General features: G+C 61.6%; 14 protein-coding genes. 11 read left to right on the top strand and 3 right to left on the bottom strand.

Annotated features, from left to right (window positions below; genetic code table 11):
• The first annotated feature begins 86 nt into the window (after positions 1–86).
• The 5 genes from atpA (at position 87) to AOZ07_RS06655 (ending at position 4,885) form a co-directional block, all read left to right on the top strand.
• Positions 87–1,724: a F0F1 ATP synthase subunit alpha gene (atpA, locus tag AOZ07_RS06635; protein ID WP_060703342.1), complete on the top strand. Its 1,638-nt coding sequence runs from the start codon at positions 87–89 to the stop codon at positions 1,722–1,724.
• 76 nt (positions 1,725–1,800) lie between these two features.
• Positions 1,801–2,694: a F0F1 ATP synthase subunit gamma gene (locus AOZ07_RS06640; protein ID WP_060701293.1), complete on the top strand. Its 894-nt coding sequence runs from the start codon at positions 1,801–1,803 to the stop codon at positions 2,692–2,694.
• A 36-nt stretch (positions 2,695–2,730) separates the two neighbouring features.
• Positions 2,731–4,176: a F0F1 ATP synthase subunit beta gene (atpD, locus tag AOZ07_RS06645; protein WP_060701294.1), complete on the top strand. Its 1,446-nt coding sequence runs from the start codon at positions 2,731–2,733 to the stop codon at positions 4,174–4,176.
• A 2-nt stretch (positions 4,177–4,178) separates the two neighbouring features.
• Positions 4,179–4,448: a F0F1 ATP synthase subunit epsilon gene (locus AOZ07_RS06650; RefSeq protein WP_060701295.1), complete on the top strand. Its 270-nt coding sequence runs from the start codon at positions 4,179–4,181 to the stop codon at positions 4,446–4,448.
• Between the two features lie 8 nt (positions 4,449–4,456).
• Positions 4,457–4,885, top strand: coding sequence for a DUF2550 domain-containing protein (locus AOZ07_RS06655; RefSeq protein ID WP_060701296.1), 429 nt, complete (start codon positions 4,457–4,459; stop codon positions 4,883–4,885).
• Positions 4,886–4,952: 67 nt separating this feature from the next.
• Here AOZ07_RS06655 and AOZ07_RS06660 read toward each other — a convergent pair whose 3' ends face one another.
• Complete coding sequence (locus tag AOZ07_RS06660; RefSeq protein WP_060701297.1) at positions 4,953–6,161, bottom strand: N-acetylglucosamine-6-phosphate deacetylase; 1,209 nt, start codon at positions 6,159–6,161, stop codon at positions 4,953–4,955.
• A 65-nt stretch (positions 6,162–6,226) separates the two neighbouring features.
• Complete coding sequence (gene nucS, locus AOZ07_RS06665) at positions 6,227–6,922, bottom strand: endonuclease NucS (RefSeq protein WP_060701298.1); 696 nt, start codon at positions 6,920–6,922, stop codon at positions 6,227–6,229.
• Between the two features lie 59 nt (positions 6,923–6,981).
• On the opposite strand from nucS, the gene AOZ07_RS06670 reads away from it, so the two are divergent.
• Positions 6,982–7,332, top strand: coding sequence for a hypothetical protein (locus tag AOZ07_RS06670; protein WP_060701299.1), 351 nt, complete (start codon positions 6,982–6,984; stop codon positions 7,330–7,332).
• A gap of 6 nt (positions 7,333–7,338) precedes the next feature.
• Here AOZ07_RS06670 and AOZ07_RS06675 read toward each other — a convergent pair whose 3' ends face one another.
• A complete protein-coding gene (locus tag AOZ07_RS06675; RefSeq protein ID WP_060703343.1) occupies positions 7,339–8,655 on the bottom strand; it encodes an AI-2E family transporter in 1,317 nt (438 codons plus the stop codon).
• Positions 8,656–8,816: 161 nt separating this feature from the next.
• On the opposite strand from AOZ07_RS06675, the gene AOZ07_RS06680 reads away from it, so the two are divergent.
• The 5 genes from AOZ07_RS06680 (at position 8,817) to AOZ07_RS06700 (ending at position 14,353) form a co-directional block, all read left to right on the top strand.
• Positions 8,817–10,535: a DUF8094 domain-containing protein gene (locus AOZ07_RS06680; RefSeq protein ID WP_060701300.1), complete on the top strand. Its 1,719-nt coding sequence runs from the start codon at positions 8,817–8,819 to the stop codon at positions 10,533–10,535.
• A gap of 5 nt (positions 10,536–10,540) precedes the next feature.
• A complete protein-coding gene (locus AOZ07_RS06685; protein WP_060701301.1) occupies positions 10,541–11,452 on the top strand; it encodes a co-chaperone YbbN in 912 nt (303 codons plus the stop codon).
• Between the two features lie 119 nt (positions 11,453–11,571).
• Complete coding sequence (locus AOZ07_RS06690; RefSeq protein ID WP_060701302.1) at positions 11,572–12,336, top strand: ABC transporter ATP-binding protein; 765 nt, start codon at positions 11,572–11,574, stop codon at positions 12,334–12,336.
• Positions 12,312–13,877, top strand: a complete 1,566-nt coding sequence (locus AOZ07_RS06695; RefSeq protein WP_060701303.1) for a hypothetical protein — start codon at positions 12,312–12,314, stop codon at positions 13,875–13,877. Before AOZ07_RS06690 ends, AOZ07_RS06695 begins: the two co-directional genes overlap by 25 nt.
• Positions 13,878–14,101: 224 nt before the next feature.
• The gene (locus tag AOZ07_RS06700; protein WP_022876321.1) at positions 14,102–14,353 is read left to right on the top strand and encodes a DUF3039 domain-containing protein; all 252 of its coding nucleotides are present in this window, start codon (positions 14,102–14,104) and stop codon (positions 14,351–14,353) included.
• The last annotated feature ends 23 nt before the right edge of the window (positions 14,354–14,376 follow it).

Consider the following 14,376-nt stretch of genomic DNA (forward strand, 5'->3'; position numbering starts at 1 on the left):
GGCTCGCCGGGACCAACACAGACTTCATTCACATCGATCCACCATTCTTGAGGGTGGATCACAATTTAGGAGAGCAGGGACTGCAGATGGCCGATTTGACCATCAATGCCAACGACGTCCGCAATGCCCTAAACGAGTTCGCATCTTCCTACGAACCGGGTAAGGCAGAGCGCACCGAGGTGGGACGCGTCGTCGCCGCGAGCGACGGCATCGCCAGAGTGGAAGGTCTTCCTTCCGTTATGGCCAACGAGTTGCTGAAGTTCGAAGATGGCACCCTGGGCCTGGCCCAGAACCTCGATACCCGTGAAATCGGTGTCGTTGTGCTTGGTGACTTCACCGGCATCGAAGACGGCCAGAAGGTAGAGCGCACCGGCGAGATCCTTTCGGTTCCAGTCGGCGACGGCTACCTCGGCCGCGTTGTTGATCCACTGGGTGAGCCACTGGACAACATGGGCCCAATTGCCGCTGAAGGACGTCGTGCACTGGAGCTCCAGGCACCAGGCGTGACCCAGCGCAAGAGCGTTCACGAACCATTGCAGACCGGCCTGAAGGCCATCGACGCAATGATCCCGATCGGCCGTGGCCAGCGTCAGCTGATCATTGGCGACCGCCAGACCGGCAAGACCGCTATCGCGGTTGACGCCATCCTGAACCAGCGCGACAACTGGGCAACCGGTGACGAAACCAAGCAGGTTCGCTGCATCTACGTGGCAATCGGCCAGAAGGCATCGACCATCGCTGCCGTACGCCAGACCCTCGAAGAGCAGGGCGCCCTGGAATACACCACCATCGTGGCTTCCCCGGCATCTGACCCAGCAGGCTTCAAGTACTTGGCGCCATATGCAGGCTCGGCCATTGGCCAGCACTGGATGTACGGTGGCAAGCACGTTCTGATCGTCTTCGATGATCTGTCGAAGCAGGCTGAAGCCTACCGCGCCGTGTCCCTGCTGCTGCGCCGTCCGCCAGGACGCGAAGCCTACCCAGGTGACGTCTTCTACCTGCACTCCCGACTGCTTGAGCGTTGCGCCAAGCTCTCGGACGAGCTCGGTGCAGGTTCGATGACTGGTCTTCCAATCATCGAGACCAAGGCCAACGACGTGGGCGCGTTCATCCCGACCAACGTCATCTCGATCACCGACGGCCAGATCTTCTTGCAGTCGGACCTGTTCAACGCCAACCAGCGCCCAGCTGTCGACGTGGGTATCTCGGTATCCCGCGTTGGTGGTTCGGCACAGGTCAAGGCCATGAAGAAGGTCTCCGGTACCTTGAAGCTTGAATTGGCTCAGTACCGCGACATGCAGGCCTTCGCAATGTTCGCTTCGGATCTGGATGCCGCTTCCAAGCAGCAGCTGACCCGTGGTGCACGCCTGATGGAACTGCTCAAGCAGGGCCAGTACACCCCATACGCTGTTGAGGATCAGGTCGTTTCGATCTGGGCCGGCACCAACGGCTACCTGGACGATGTCCCGGTTGAGGACGTACGCCGCTTCGAGGCTGAGTTCATCGACTACCTGCGTCACCGCACTGACGTTCTGACCGTAATCGGCCAGACCGGCAAGCTGGAGAACGAGACCTTGGAAGCCATGAAGTCCGGCATTGCCGACTTCAAGGCCGGCTTCTTCGGTGCAGGCAGCGATCAGCTGGTTGCCGCTGGCCACGAAGAGCACGACGCTCTGAACGCCGAGTCCGTTGACCAGGAACAGATCGTCAAGCAGAAGCGCTGACAATTTTCTTGTGCTGAAGTTGCGGCGCCGGTGACGGCGCCGCAACAACAGCACAGGGGATAAGGAAAGGACACACATGGGAGCCCAGATTCGGGTCTACCGCCAGAAGATCGGATCGACCAAGTCGATGCGCAAGATCTTCAAGGCGATGGAACTGATCGCTGCATCCCGCATTGGCAAGGCACGTACGCGTGTCGCGGCATCACTGCCATACGCCAATGCGATTACCCGTGCAGTAACCGCCGTCTCGTCCCAGGCCGATGTCGAACACCCACTGACCACCGAGCCGGCGCAGGTACGCCGTGCCGCGGTCTTGGTGATGACCTCGGACCGAGGACTTGCCGGGTCCTACTCCGCCAGCGTTCTGAAGCAGGCAGAGCACCTCGTGGAACTCCTGCGTGAAGAAGGCAAAGAAGTCAAGACCTACCTGGTCGGCCGCAAGGCACAGGCTTACTTTGATTTCCGTTCACGCGAGTACGCCAGAGTGTGGACCGGGGAAACTGATTCTCCGCGTTTCGAAACCGCACACGAGCTGCGAGACGTCCTCCTGGAGGACTTCAACACCGACTACGAAGAGGGTGGCGTGGAAGAAATCCACGTCGTCTATACCCAGTTCAAGTCGATGGTCACGCAGGAACCGACGGTCATCCGTCTGTTGCCGTTGGAGGTTGTCGAGGATGAATCCGAGACTCCAACCGACGAGCTGTTGCCACTGTACGAGTTTGAGCCATCGGCGGAAGAAGTGCTTGATGCACTGCTTCCTCGGTACATCGAGTCTCGATTGTTCAACTGCCAGCTGCAGTCCGCAGCCTCCGAGCTTGCTGCACGCCAGCGGGCAATGAAGGCCGCAGGCGACAACGCAGGCGAACTGATCAAGAAGTACACACGATTGCTTAACAATGCCCGTCAGGCTGAAATCACCCAGGAGCTTTCGGAAATTATTGCCGGCGCCGACGCGCTGAACGGCTAATTCCCGACAGGTCCGACCAGACAAGAAGTGAGAAAGATGACTGCCCAACTCAACGAGCAGGTTACCGCAGGGGCCATCGGTCGCATCGCGCGCGTGACTGGCCCGGTCGTGGACGTCGAGTTCCCAGCCGATGCACTGCCTGCTATCTACAACGCACTGACCGCTGAGCTGACCCTCAACGGCGAAACCAAGAAGATCACCTTCGAAACCAGCCAGCACCTCGGTGAGGGCCTGGTTCGTGCGGTATCGCTGCAGGCCACCGACGGCCTGGTCCGCGGTACCTCGGTGACCGACACCGGCGCTGCGATCTCCGTCCCTGTTGGCGACGGCGTCAAGGGCCACATCTTCAACGTATTGGGCGATGCCCTGGACGTTGACAACTCGGAGATCCAGGTCACCGAGCGCTGGCCAATCCACCGCCAGCCACCTAAGTTCTCTGAACTTGAGGGCTCGACCGAAATGCTGGAAACCGGCATCAAGTCGATCGACCTTCTCACCCCGTACATCAAGGGTGGAAAGATCGGCCTGTTCGGCGGCGCCGGCGTGGGCAAGACCGTCCTGATCCAGGAAATGATCACCCGTGTTGCACGTAACTTCGGTGGTACCTCGGTATTCGCCGGTGTGGGCGAGCGCACCCGTGAAGGCAACGACCTCTGGGTCGAAATGGATGAGGCCAACGTTCTGAAGGACACCGCCTTGGTGTTCGGCCAGATGGATGAGCCACCAGGAACCCGTCTGCGCGTGGCACTGTCCGCACTGACCATGGCGGAATACTTCCGCGATGTCCAGAACCAGGACGTGCTGCTGTTCATCGACAACATCTTCCGCTTCACCCAGGCCGGTTCCGAGGTGTCGACCCTTCTGGGCCGCATGCCTTCCGCCGTGGGCTACCAGCCGAACTTGGCCGATGAAATGGGTCTGCTGCAGGAACGCATCACCTCGACGAAGGGCCGCTCGATCACCTCGATGCAGGCTGTTTACGTCCCGGCCGATGACTACACCGACCCGGCTCCAGCAGCAACCTTCGCCCACCTGGATGCAACCACCGAGCTGTCGCGTGAAATCGCGTCGCGCGGTCTGTACCCGGCAATCGATCCGCTGACCTCGACCTCGCGAATCCTGGATCCGCAGTACATCGGCCAGGATCACTACGATGTAGCCATCCGCGTGAAGGCTATCTTGCAGAAGAACAAGGAACTGCAGGACATCATCGCGATCCTCGGCATCGACGAACTGGGCGAAGAGGACAAGATAGTCGTTGCCCGTGCACGTCGCATCCAGCAGTTCCTGTCGCAGAACACCTACACCGCAAAGCAGTTCACCGGTGTCGAGGGTTCGACCGTTTCCATCAAGGACACCATCGAAGGCTTCAAGGCCATTTGCGATGGCGACTTGGACCACATTGCAGAGCAGGCGTTCTTCAACATCGGCGGTCTGGACGACGTCGAGCGCCAGTGGGCCGAAATCCAGAAGGCCAGCTAATTATGGCTGAGCTTCAGGTCGAAATCGTCGCGGCCGACCATTTCGTGTGGTCCGGCGCTGCGAAGCTGGTCAAAGCTCGCTCGGTTGACGGCGAGGTCGGAGTTCTGCCCGGTCACGTTCCGATGCTGTCGGTGCTTGCCGCTGGGGATCTGGAAATCGAACCGGTTTCCGAGTCCCGCTTCTCGGTCCAGATCGACGGGGGATTCTTCTCCGTCGAGTCGGACCGCGTAGTGATCGTTGCTGACAACGCTGTGCTTGGTACCGCAGCGTAGGCGATGAATTGTTTGAGATAACCGCACCAGTTCTAATCGCGCTGCTGATCCTGATCGGCATCGCCTTGTTCTTCGGCGCCATGGCTGTGCGCCGCATTCAATTGCGGCGCACACTGGGCACCTTCGATGCCTCCATCCGGACTCCCCAGGGACAATGGATGATGGTGATTGGCCGCTATGGCGGAGGACATGTAGACCTGTTGCGGTTTTTCTCTGTTTCACCGGTGCCGCGATTCCAGCTTGAGCGAAGAGGGCTGGATATCAGTGGAACCCGTCGCGCCACCGACGATGAAGCCTCGCGGATTCCGCCAGGATTTGTTGTGGTGATGCTGACCCGGAACGGGGATGAGCTGCTGCTAGCCATGGACTACCGTGACTACACCGGTTTTTCTGCCTGGCTTGAAGCCGGGCCGATTGCCGGAAGCTGGCAGATCTAGAATTTCATAAGCAAGAGCCGCCGTGACCTCAAGGTCCACGGCGGCTCTTGTTTTCCCCTCGGAAGGCTCAGAGGTATTGGCCCTTGCGGATGGCCTGCACCAGCTGCAAGTCCTCGTCGAGCACCAGGGCATCGGCGGCAAATCCGTAATGCAGGGAGCCGACCTCGTCGGCCAGGCCGATCAGCGAAGCCGGGACGGTGGTCGCAGAGCTCACCGCTTGCACCAGGGGGACCCCGGCTGCCACCGCATGCCGGAGCACCTGCAGCAAGGTGGAGGTGCCGCCTGCCAATGAATTATCGCTGGCCAGCCGGGCCTGTGAATCAACGACGTTGACCTGTTGCGGGCCAAGCGCGTACTGGCCGTCGGCAAGTCCCGTAGCTGCCATGGAGTCGCTGACAAGCAGGACATTCTCGGCACCGACCAGGCGGTAGACCAGGCGAACGGTATCGGGGGACAGGTGCACCCCGTCGGAGATCAATTCCACGAAGGCGTTGCGATTGGCCGCTTCTTCAAGGCAGGCCGCTACCGGTCCCGGTTCACGGTGGTGCAACTCAGGCATGCCGTTGAACAGGTGCGTGACCGTTGGGCGCTCGGTAAAGCCATCTACGCCGGCGCTGAGCAATTCTTCGCGGGCGTAGCGCAGCGAATCAGCGGCAACCTGGGCCGAGGCGTTGGTATGGCCCAGCGAGGGAACGACACCGTGGGACACCAGCTGCTCGATCAGCTCCTCGCTGCCCTCCAGCTCTGGCGCGTAGGTCATGGTGCGCAATTGGCCGCGGCTGGCGGACACCAGTTCGGTGACGAAGCCCGGATCCGGCAATTGCAGGTAGCGAGGGTCCTGGGCGCCGCACTGGGCTTCGGAAAGGAACGGCCCTTCGGCATGAATACCGGCAATGGCGCCGGACTCGGCAAATTCCGCCAGCAACTCGGCGGCTCCGATCATGGAGTTCGGCTCCGCGGTGACCAATGAGGCAAGCAAGGTGGTGGTGCCTGAGCGATGGAGGTGCTCCAGGGCGCCGGTGATGCTGGAATGATCCGGTGCCGAGAAATCCGCGCCAAGGGCGCCGTGGCAGTGCAGGTCCACCAGGCCCGGGATGATGGTGGTTCCCGCTGCCAGCTCCCGGATTTCATAGTCGGCTGCATCGGGCAGCGCAGCAAAATCATCTTTGTTGCCTGCGAAGCTGATTCGATCTCCATCCACGGCAAGTACGCCGTCGGTGACCTTGAGTCCATCGGAAATCAGGGTGGCGATAAGGGCGTAGCGCGTCGATGTCATGTTCCCAGCTTAGAAGACAGAACGCCCTGAGTCATCGACTCAGGGCAATTGTTCTTAAAGCGGGGTTAGAAAAGCCGGCCGGCAGAGTCGTCGACACCGCGCATTGCGTCATAATCCAAAGTCAAGCATCGAATTCCGCGATCTTCGGCGAGCGTGCGCGCCTGTGGCTTGATCTGCTGCGCGGCGAAGATGCCGGTTACCGGCTTCAGCAGCGGATCGCGGTTGAGCAAATCCAGGTAGCGCGTGAGCTGCTCTACGCCATCGATATCGCCTCGGCGCTTGAGCTCCACCGCGACGGTGGCCCCCTTGGCATCGCGAGCCAGGATATCCACCGGGCCGATGGCGGTCATGTATTCACGGCGGATCAGCTTGTGGCCGTCCCCGAGCAGGTCGATCTGTTCGGCCAGCAGGCGCTGGAGGTCTGCTTCCACGCCGTCCTTGATCAAGCCCGGGTCGGTGCCCAGAGCATGCGCCGAGTCATGTTCGAAGCTGTGGAAGTTGATGGTCAGCTTGTCATCGGTCTTGGCGCTTGCCACGGTCCAGGTGGAAACGGCGCCCAGCGCTGCGGCATCTTCATCGGGTATTCCCTCGCGAAGGGTCAGTGGAGGGTTCATCCAGTTCAGCGGCTTGTAGCTGCCGCCATCGGAGTGGATGAGCACCGAGCCGTCGGCCTTGACCATCACCAGACGAGTCGCCAACGGAAGGTGGGCTCGAAGACGGCCCTCGTAATCTACTGAACACTTTGCAACCACTAAACGCACCTCACACACTTTACTAGCTGGTTGCGTGTTGTGCGGGCAGATACGGCATGATTAATGACATGCCACGTTCAAACCGTCCGCGCCGTTCGAAGAATCCCCGTCCCGGCAAGGCGCGGAATCATGATGAAGAATCAGAGTATGAAGCTGGCGCCGATGACTGGCTGCAACGCGCTCGTTTCGGCGTGGTGCGGCTTCAGGACGCTCCCGATGGCCAGTGGCACGTACGCAAGATTGCACCGCTGAATGCCAATAAGGCCTACATCTGCCCCGGATGCCACCAGAAGATTGGCATCGGAGTCGGGCATGTGGTGGCGTGGCGGGCCGATCACTGGTCCGGCGACGACGCGGCAGCCTCGGCTCGGCGGCATTGGCATCCGCACTGCTGGGACACGCGGTCCTACCGCTACTAGTTGCCGCTAGCGGCGGTCCTGGCGTGCGATGAAGACTTCGCGCAGCAAGATCATGGCACTGGCCGCCACCGGGATCGCCATCAAGGCGCCGGTAACCCCGGCCAAGGTTCCGCCGGCAATGACTGAGATGACGGCGACGGCACCAGGAACCGCGACCGCCCGGCGCATGATGCGAGGCGATACGAAATAGGCCTCCACCTGCAGGTAGCCGAAGTAGCAGATCGCGTAGATCAAGGCGGTCTGCCAACCCAGGGACAGCGTCACCAGGGTGACCAGGATTCCGGCAATCACACCGCCCACGAGCGGAATGAATGCCAGCATGGCCACCAGCAAGGTGAGCAGCGCGGTGAACGGCACGCCGAGAATGGTCATCAAGAGCAGGGCGACCAGCGAGTTCAGAACCGCCACAGTCGCCTGGCCCATGACGTAGTTGCCCACCGAGCGGGTAATCTTTTCGGCGAGCTCGGCGACCCTCTCGCGCTTGGAGCGCGGAGCCAGGCGCAGCGAGAAGCCCATCATGCCCGGCAACGAGGCCAAGAAGTAGATGGCCAGCACCAGGACTATCAGTACGCCGAACATCGACTGGGCTACGGTTTGCGACACGCCAAGGACGCCGCCGAAGACATTGGTTACGGCACCGGAATCTCCGAAGAAGCGGTCCACCTCGGTGGTCACGCGTTCAGAGAGCGCATATTGCTGGTCGATTTCGCGCACCCATTGGCTGTTCAGGAAATCGGCAACGATATCAGGGGCCCGGGTGATGAAGGTGGTGATCTGGTTGACCAGTGTCGGGATGATCAGCGCCATGAAACCGCCGAAGATGCCCAGCATGCCCACCATGGTGGCGACTACGGCCAAGGGGCGGGATAATCCGCGGCGCATCAGGAAGCGGACTACCGGATCCAGTCCGAGCGCAATGAACAAGGCAATGGCAATCCAGGTCAGCAGCGAACCCACATTGGTCAACACGTAGTAGCCGCCCAGGGCCAAGCCCACTCCGATCGTGGCCAGGAAGCCCATCGAAATAGGATGCAGCACAGGGAAGGGGTCGAAGGCCTCTTCCGACTGGTGATCGGGAACCTCGCCCAGCGCTGCGGTGCGGGCTGGAGTGCTGAACATTTTTGCCAGGCTTGCACCGAGGCGCCGGGCCAGCGTGCCTTGCGGCTGCGCGGCCTGGTTTTCGGCGCTATTTGGTCCACTGGATGCCGTTTCCGGGGAATTCACAGGTTGTGAAGCACCCGGCGCTGATAAGGGGGAGGGCGTGCTGGCGCGATCCTCGGGGTCATGAGGATCGTGGTGCTGGCGCTGCTGATCTGGCTCCATGGCACCGAGCATATCGCGGGCGAGAGGTGAATATGTGTTTCAAGACATTGAGTTGAAACACCAATGAGCCACTTCACAGCCCCGGAACGGAACCATGTTCGCGCCGAACTCGTTAGACTTGGGAATGAACTGCTGTAAGACGTAGGCGAATAGGTGAACTCGTGCGAAAAGTAATCTCCGTGATCGCGATGCTGCTGGGGGCTGCGGCCCTCGTAGCCGGCATCGGACAGAAGACCTTTTGGGCCCCGCCCGAAACGGTCACCGCTTCCATGCCGCAACTGGACGGCGAGGCGCCGCTGACCCTGATCGAGCCCTCGGTCAACGACCCGAAGGTCGCACCGGTGGAACTGGTGATCAAGGCCAAGGGCGAATTCACTGCATCTTTGGGACGCAGCTATGACGTGGATGCGTGGGTCGATAACGCAGCGCACGTGTCGCTGACCGGCATCGACACAGTGAACCACAAGATGATCGCCGAATACGTCGATGGCGAAGCCGAAGTGCCCAACCCTGCAGGCGATGACATCTTCTTCGATTCGCAAAGCGCTGACGGCACCATGACCTACCGCTGGACTGCTCCAGATTCGGGCGACTGGTCACTGCTGCTGGCTGCTGGCGGAAAGGACGCTGCCCCAGTGGATATTTCGGTAACCTACGCCAATGACGACGCGATGCCCTTCGCGCTGCCATTGATCATTGCCGGCTCTTTGCTGCTGGTCTTCGGGCTGGCCCTGCTGGTGATGCGTCCGGGCAAGCCGAAGACCGGCTCGAACGCCCAGCACTCCGTGGCCGCGGCGGCCGTTGTTGCCCTCGCCCTGTCCGGTGTCACCTTGCCGATGCAGCCGCAGGATGAATCCAGCGCATCGCCTTCCGAGTCTGCCGCCAAGTCCGGCGATGCCAGCTCGAGCGCCGCATCCTCGGCACCCGCCGAGGAATCCGGTTCCAGTTCCGCCTCTGCCTCGGAAAGCGAAGAGGAGCCGGTCGCCTTCCCGGTGCTGACCGAAGAGCAGCTCAAGAGCGTTCTGGCAGATGTCCAGAAGCAGGTCGGCAACGCCGATGAAAAGAACGACACCAAGGCCTTGGATTCCCGTGCCGCGGGTGCTTTCAAGTACTTGCGCGGCAAGCGCTACGACATGCTCAAGGACGAGTTCAAGGTGGATAAGCCGCTGACCCTGAACACCCAGGTTCTGCGCTCGGCTGCCGTGCCAAATGCCAGCGAGGCAAAGTTCCCCCGCGTGATCTCCGTGGTGACCGCCAAGGACAACGACGCCAATACCCTGCCGCAGGCCCTGACCCTGGTCCAAAAGAGCGCACGGGATAACTACAAGGTTGTTTTCGCCGGCCAGATGCTCCCGAACTCCTCCTTCCCAGGCATTGCCGTGGGCGACCCGGCCACCAAGCAGTTGACCGCTGATGCCAAGGACTTGCAGATGACGCCGGAAAAGGCCCTGGAAGCCCTCGGTGATGTGCTGACCAACGAGGATTCAAAGCAAAAGGGCAAATTTGCCGAGTCCGAGTTCATCAAGGCCATCCATGCGGCCCAGAAGTCCGAGTCCGAGAATGCCGACGAGGCCAAGGTCAGCTATAAGCGCTCGGTCACCAAGGGCGACACCTTCGCGGTGTCCACGCCTGACGGTGGCGCGATTGTGGCAGGCAAGCTGGATAACAAGGCCTTGTTCGAGCGCACCGAAAACGCCGATCCGCTCAAGAGCAGCGACAAGCTGACCGAGCAGCTGCTGGGTTCCAGCTCCTCCAACGGCAACGTGGAGAGCACCTACGCTGAGCCGGTGATGTTCTATATCCCTGCCAGTGGTTCCGAGGACAAGATCCAATTGATCTCCGCTGACCAAGTCCTGCTCGACGTAAAGGAAGTTGACTAGTACCCATGAGCGAAGAGAACATTCCTTCAACCCGTGGCGCGGTAGACCTCTCGGCGTTGGCCCACCATAGCCCGCAGGCCACCGGCACCACCGATTCGGCAGCTGCCAGCTGGACCACCAGCCTGGACGAGGCATCCTTCGAACAGTTTGTCGGCCTCTCCCAAAGCGTGCCGGCCATCGTGTCGCTGGGTTCGCCCCGGGTGCAGGTCTCGGCTGATCTCGATGCCGTGCTGCGCAGGCTGGTCGATGCCAAGAACGGCAAGTTCGTTCTCGGCGTGGTAGATGCCGAAACCTATCCCCAGATCGCCCAGGCTTTCCAGGCCCAGCAGATTCCGATGGTGGTCGCCCTGGTCAAGGGCCAGCCGGTGCCGCTGTTCCAGGGCCCGGCCGCCGAGGAGCAGATTGTGCAGTTGCTGGGCCAGCTGGAACAGCTCGCCGTGCAGCAGGGCCTGGGCGGAACGGTGCCGCCATTGAGCGGAACCGCTGGGAACACCGAGCCCGAGTTGCCGCCGCTGCACCAGAAGGCCGTGGATGCGATTGACGCGGGCGACTACGCCGCCGCCGAAGCCGCCTACCTCGAAGCGCTGAACGAGAAGCCGAACGACCACGACGCGCAGGTGGGCGTATACCAGGTGCGGCTGCTCTCGCGCACGCAGAACCTCGATTTGAACACGTCGCGCGAACTGGCAGCGCAGAATCCGCAAGAGATTGCCGCGCAACTCGATGTCGCTGATCTTGATCTGATCGGCGGCCACGTGGAGGATGCCTTTGCCCGTCTGGTGTCGTTGATTTCGAAACTGGCAGACGATGATCGCGAACGAGTTCGCCGCCGCCTCATCGAGCTCTACGCAGTGGTCGGAAACAACGATCCGCGCGTGGCTGCCTCGCGACAGAAACTGGCGCGCGTCCTGTTCTGATCCGTCCCGCTTCGCTGTGCCCCGGCCGACAAGTTCGCTTGTCGGCCGGGGCTTTTTGCACCTAAGATTAATTCCAAAGGATGATGCTTATTTCCCAGGCGTGTTGCTAGCCTGAAAATATGACTCAGATCGCACTGGATATTCGCGGCCTCGCCAAGCAATTTGGCCCCAAGGTCGCGGTGGATAACGTCAGCCTGCAGGTGCCTGCAGGCTCTTTCTATGGCCTCGTGGGCCCCAACGGAGCCGGCAAAACCACGATGCTGTCCATGGCCACCGGACTGCTCAGGCCCGATTCCGGCCAAGCTCTGGCCAATGGGGTGGATATCTGGGCTGATCCCCAGGCGGCCAAGGCAACCCTGGGCGTGCTGGCCGATGGCGTGCGCCAGTTCGACCGGCTGACCGGCCGGCAGCTGGTGAGCTATTCGGGGCTCTTGCGCGGCATGGACCGGGCCGAGGTCGCTGAGCGCACCGAGGACCTGTTGCGCGTCATGGATCTGACCGGTGACGGCGACAAGCTGGTGGTGGACTATTCGGCCGGCATGACCAAGAAGATCTCGCTGGCCACGGCGATGATCCACTCGCCCAAGCTGCTGGTGCTGGATGAGCCCTTCGAGGCCGTTGACCCGGTATCGGCCGCCAATATCCGCGACATCCTCAACGACTACGTTGAATTTGGCGGCACCGTGATCGTTTCCTCGCATGTGATGGATCTCGTGCAGCGCATGTGCACCCACGTGGCAGTGATTGCCGGCGGCGTGCTCAAGGCGCAGGGCTCGGTTGAGCAGGTGCGCGGCGGCATGAGCCTGGAGGACCGGTTCGTTGATCTGGTGGGCGGACGGGCAAACAACGAAGGGCTGTCATGGTTGCGCACATCCTCAAACTGAAGCTTTTGCTGCTGGCCAATGGGTTCAAGCGTTCGACAGGCCAGCTGATCGGCGTGATCATCGGCGGGTTGTACGCCTTAGGGATGATCGTGATGCTCACGCTCGCGGCCTGGTTCCTGGCCGGCGAAACCGCCATCGACGCCGAATTGAGCATCCTCATCGGTTCACTGGCGGTGCTTGGCTGGGCCATCATTCCGCCGCTGCTCACCGGCGTTGACCTGACCTTGGAGCCTTCGCGCTTTGTGCACTTCGGCATTCCGCAGAAGGTCCTGGGCCCGGCGCTGGTGCTCTCCGGCTTCATCTCGGTTCCGGCGATCTTGACGATTATCGGGCTGGTGGGCGGGTCGCTGATCTGGCGGCTTGAGCCACTGGTGCTGCCGGTTGCCGTCGTGGCGGCCATCGCCACCGCGGTGATGGCGGTCCTGGTCTGCCAGTATTTGACGATCATGGCCACGGCCCTGCGTGCCAAGCGCCGCTTCCGCGAACTGACCTTCGCCGTGCTGTTCCTGCTGCTGATCTGCCTGGGGCCGATCATCTCCTCGATCGCCTCGGCCGCCAACAGCCTGCTGGACTGGGTCGGACCGATCGCCAGCGTCCTGGCCTACACTCCGCTCGGAGCCGCCGCGGCCCTGCCCGGTGCGCTGGCCCAGGGCGATTACCTGCAATTTGCCATCTGCTTGATTCTTGCGGTGGCCTACCTGGGGGGACTGTATTGGCTGGTGAACCGGGCGACGGCGCAGGCCACGGTCACCCCTCCGCCGCAACAGCGGGCCGCCAAGCAGAGCGGACTGGGCTTTTTCAAGTACACCCCGGGGACGCCCACAGGCGCGGTGATCGCCCGCGCTCTGACCTATTGGCTCAAGGACCCGCGCTACGCCATCGGTGTGCTGATGGTGCCGGTATTGCCGCTGCTCTTCTGGTTCACCGGCAGCCAGTCCGGAAACTACACCATGATGTATCTGCTGGGGCCCTTGATTGGAGTCCTGCTCGGCTTTTCGATTTCAGCGGATATTTCCTACGACAACACTGCCTTTGCCCTGCACGTGCTGACCGGAGTATCGGGGCGTGCCGACCGCGCCGGACGCGCGCTGGCCTGCTTTGCGCTGTCGATTATCCCGGTGCTGGCGGCGGCCATCCTGCCTGGCGCGATCGCCGGCGAAGCGTGGCGGATCCCGGGGGACCTGGGCCTGTCGCTGGCCGCATTGCTGGTTGCCCTGGGCGTGGCCTCGGTGGCCTCGGCGCGCTACACCTATGCGGTGCCCCTGCCGGGGGATAATCCGATGAAAACCCCGCCGGGCAACGGCCTGCGCGTCGCGGTCACGCAGCTGGCCACCATCGGCACCATGGCGATTTTGCTGATTCCGGTGTTCATTCCCTACCTGATGGGGTGGTTCCAGGAATCGCAGCCCCTGGGCTTGCTGACCCTGGGCATCGGCCTGGTGCTCGGCGTGGGGCTGCTGTTCGGCGGCATCGCCCTGGGTGGCAAATGGTACGAGCAGCGGACCCCCGAATTGATGCAAGCCGTCATGCTCAACAAATAATGCCCCTCGCTTCAGAGGCGACACGGAGCCATCGGCCAGATCCGGAATCTGGCAGGTGGCTCCGTGTCGTTGCTGGCGATCATTCTTCGTGGAAAATCCCTGGCGGAACACCGCCACGGCCCGCAGGCGGACGCGGAAACCAGGGATGAATGTGCCGTGGATGTGGACAAGCTCCCATGCTGATCGGACGGACAGCGGGGCCAATCCGTATTAGACTTGAAGGCATGGTGGAACAGTCTGAAGAAACCCGTGGCGGCACAGCGACAATCGAGCGTACCGAGACAACCCAGAGTGTCGAGGCCGGCGATCATGAGCGATTTGCCCATTACGTGCAGAAGGAAAAGATCATGGAGTCGGCGCTGTCCGGCGAACCAGTGATCGCTTTGTGCGGCAAGGTCTGGACCCCGGGTCGAGACCCGAAGAAGTTCCCGGTATGCCCTGAGTGCAAGGAAGTCTACGACTCCTTGATGGGGTAGTGCCCGAGAAAAACAGCACTACT

Source organism: Glutamicibacter halophytocola (assembly GCF_001302565.1).
GTDB lineage: Bacteria > Actinomycetota > Actinomycetes > Actinomycetales > Micrococcaceae > Glutamicibacter > Glutamicibacter halophytocola.

Excerpts from the sequence above, each read along its gene's own strand:
- AOZ07_RS06640 (WP_060701293.1), top strand. The coding sequence starts at position 1,801 with ATGGGAGCCCAGATTCGGGTCTACCGCCAGAAGATCGGATCGACCAAG.
- atpD (WP_060701294.1), top strand. The coding sequence starts at position 2,731 with ATGACTGCCCAACTCAACGAGCAGGTTACCGCAGGGGCCATCGGTCGC.
- AOZ07_RS06650 (WP_060701295.1), top strand. The coding sequence starts at position 4,179 with ATGGCTGAGCTTCAGGTCGAAATCGTCGCGGCCGACCATTTCGTGTGG.
- AOZ07_RS06670 (WP_060701299.1), top strand. The coding sequence starts at position 6,982 with ATGCCACGTTCAAACCGTCCGCGCCGTTCGAAGAATCCCCGTCCCGGC.
- AOZ07_RS06695 (WP_060701303.1), top strand. The coding sequence starts at position 12,312 with ATGGTTGCGCACATCCTCAAACTGAAGCTTTTGCTGCTGGCCAATGGG.
- atpA (WP_060703342.1), top strand. The coding sequence starts at position 87 with ATGGCCGATTTGACCATCAATGCCAACGACGTCCGCAATGCCCTAAAC.
- AOZ07_RS06685 (WP_060701301.1), top strand. The coding sequence starts at position 10,541 with ATGAGCGAAGAGAACATTCCTTCAACCCGTGGCGCGGTAGACCTCTCG.
- AOZ07_RS06675 (WP_060703343.1), bottom strand. The coding sequence starts at position 8,655 with ATGGAGCCAGATCAGCAGCGCCAGCACCACGATCCTCATGACCCCGAG.
- AOZ07_RS06660 (WP_060701297.1), bottom strand. The coding sequence starts at position 6,161 with ATGACATCGACGCGCTACGCCCTTATCGCCACCCTGATTTCCGATGGA.
- AOZ07_RS06700 (WP_022876321.1), top strand. The coding sequence starts at position 14,102 with ATGGTGGAACAGTCTGAAGAAACCCGTGGCGGCACAGCGACAATCGAG.
- AOZ07_RS06690 (WP_060701302.1), top strand. The coding sequence starts at position 11,572 with ATGACTCAGATCGCACTGGATATTCGCGGCCTCGCCAAGCAATTTGGC.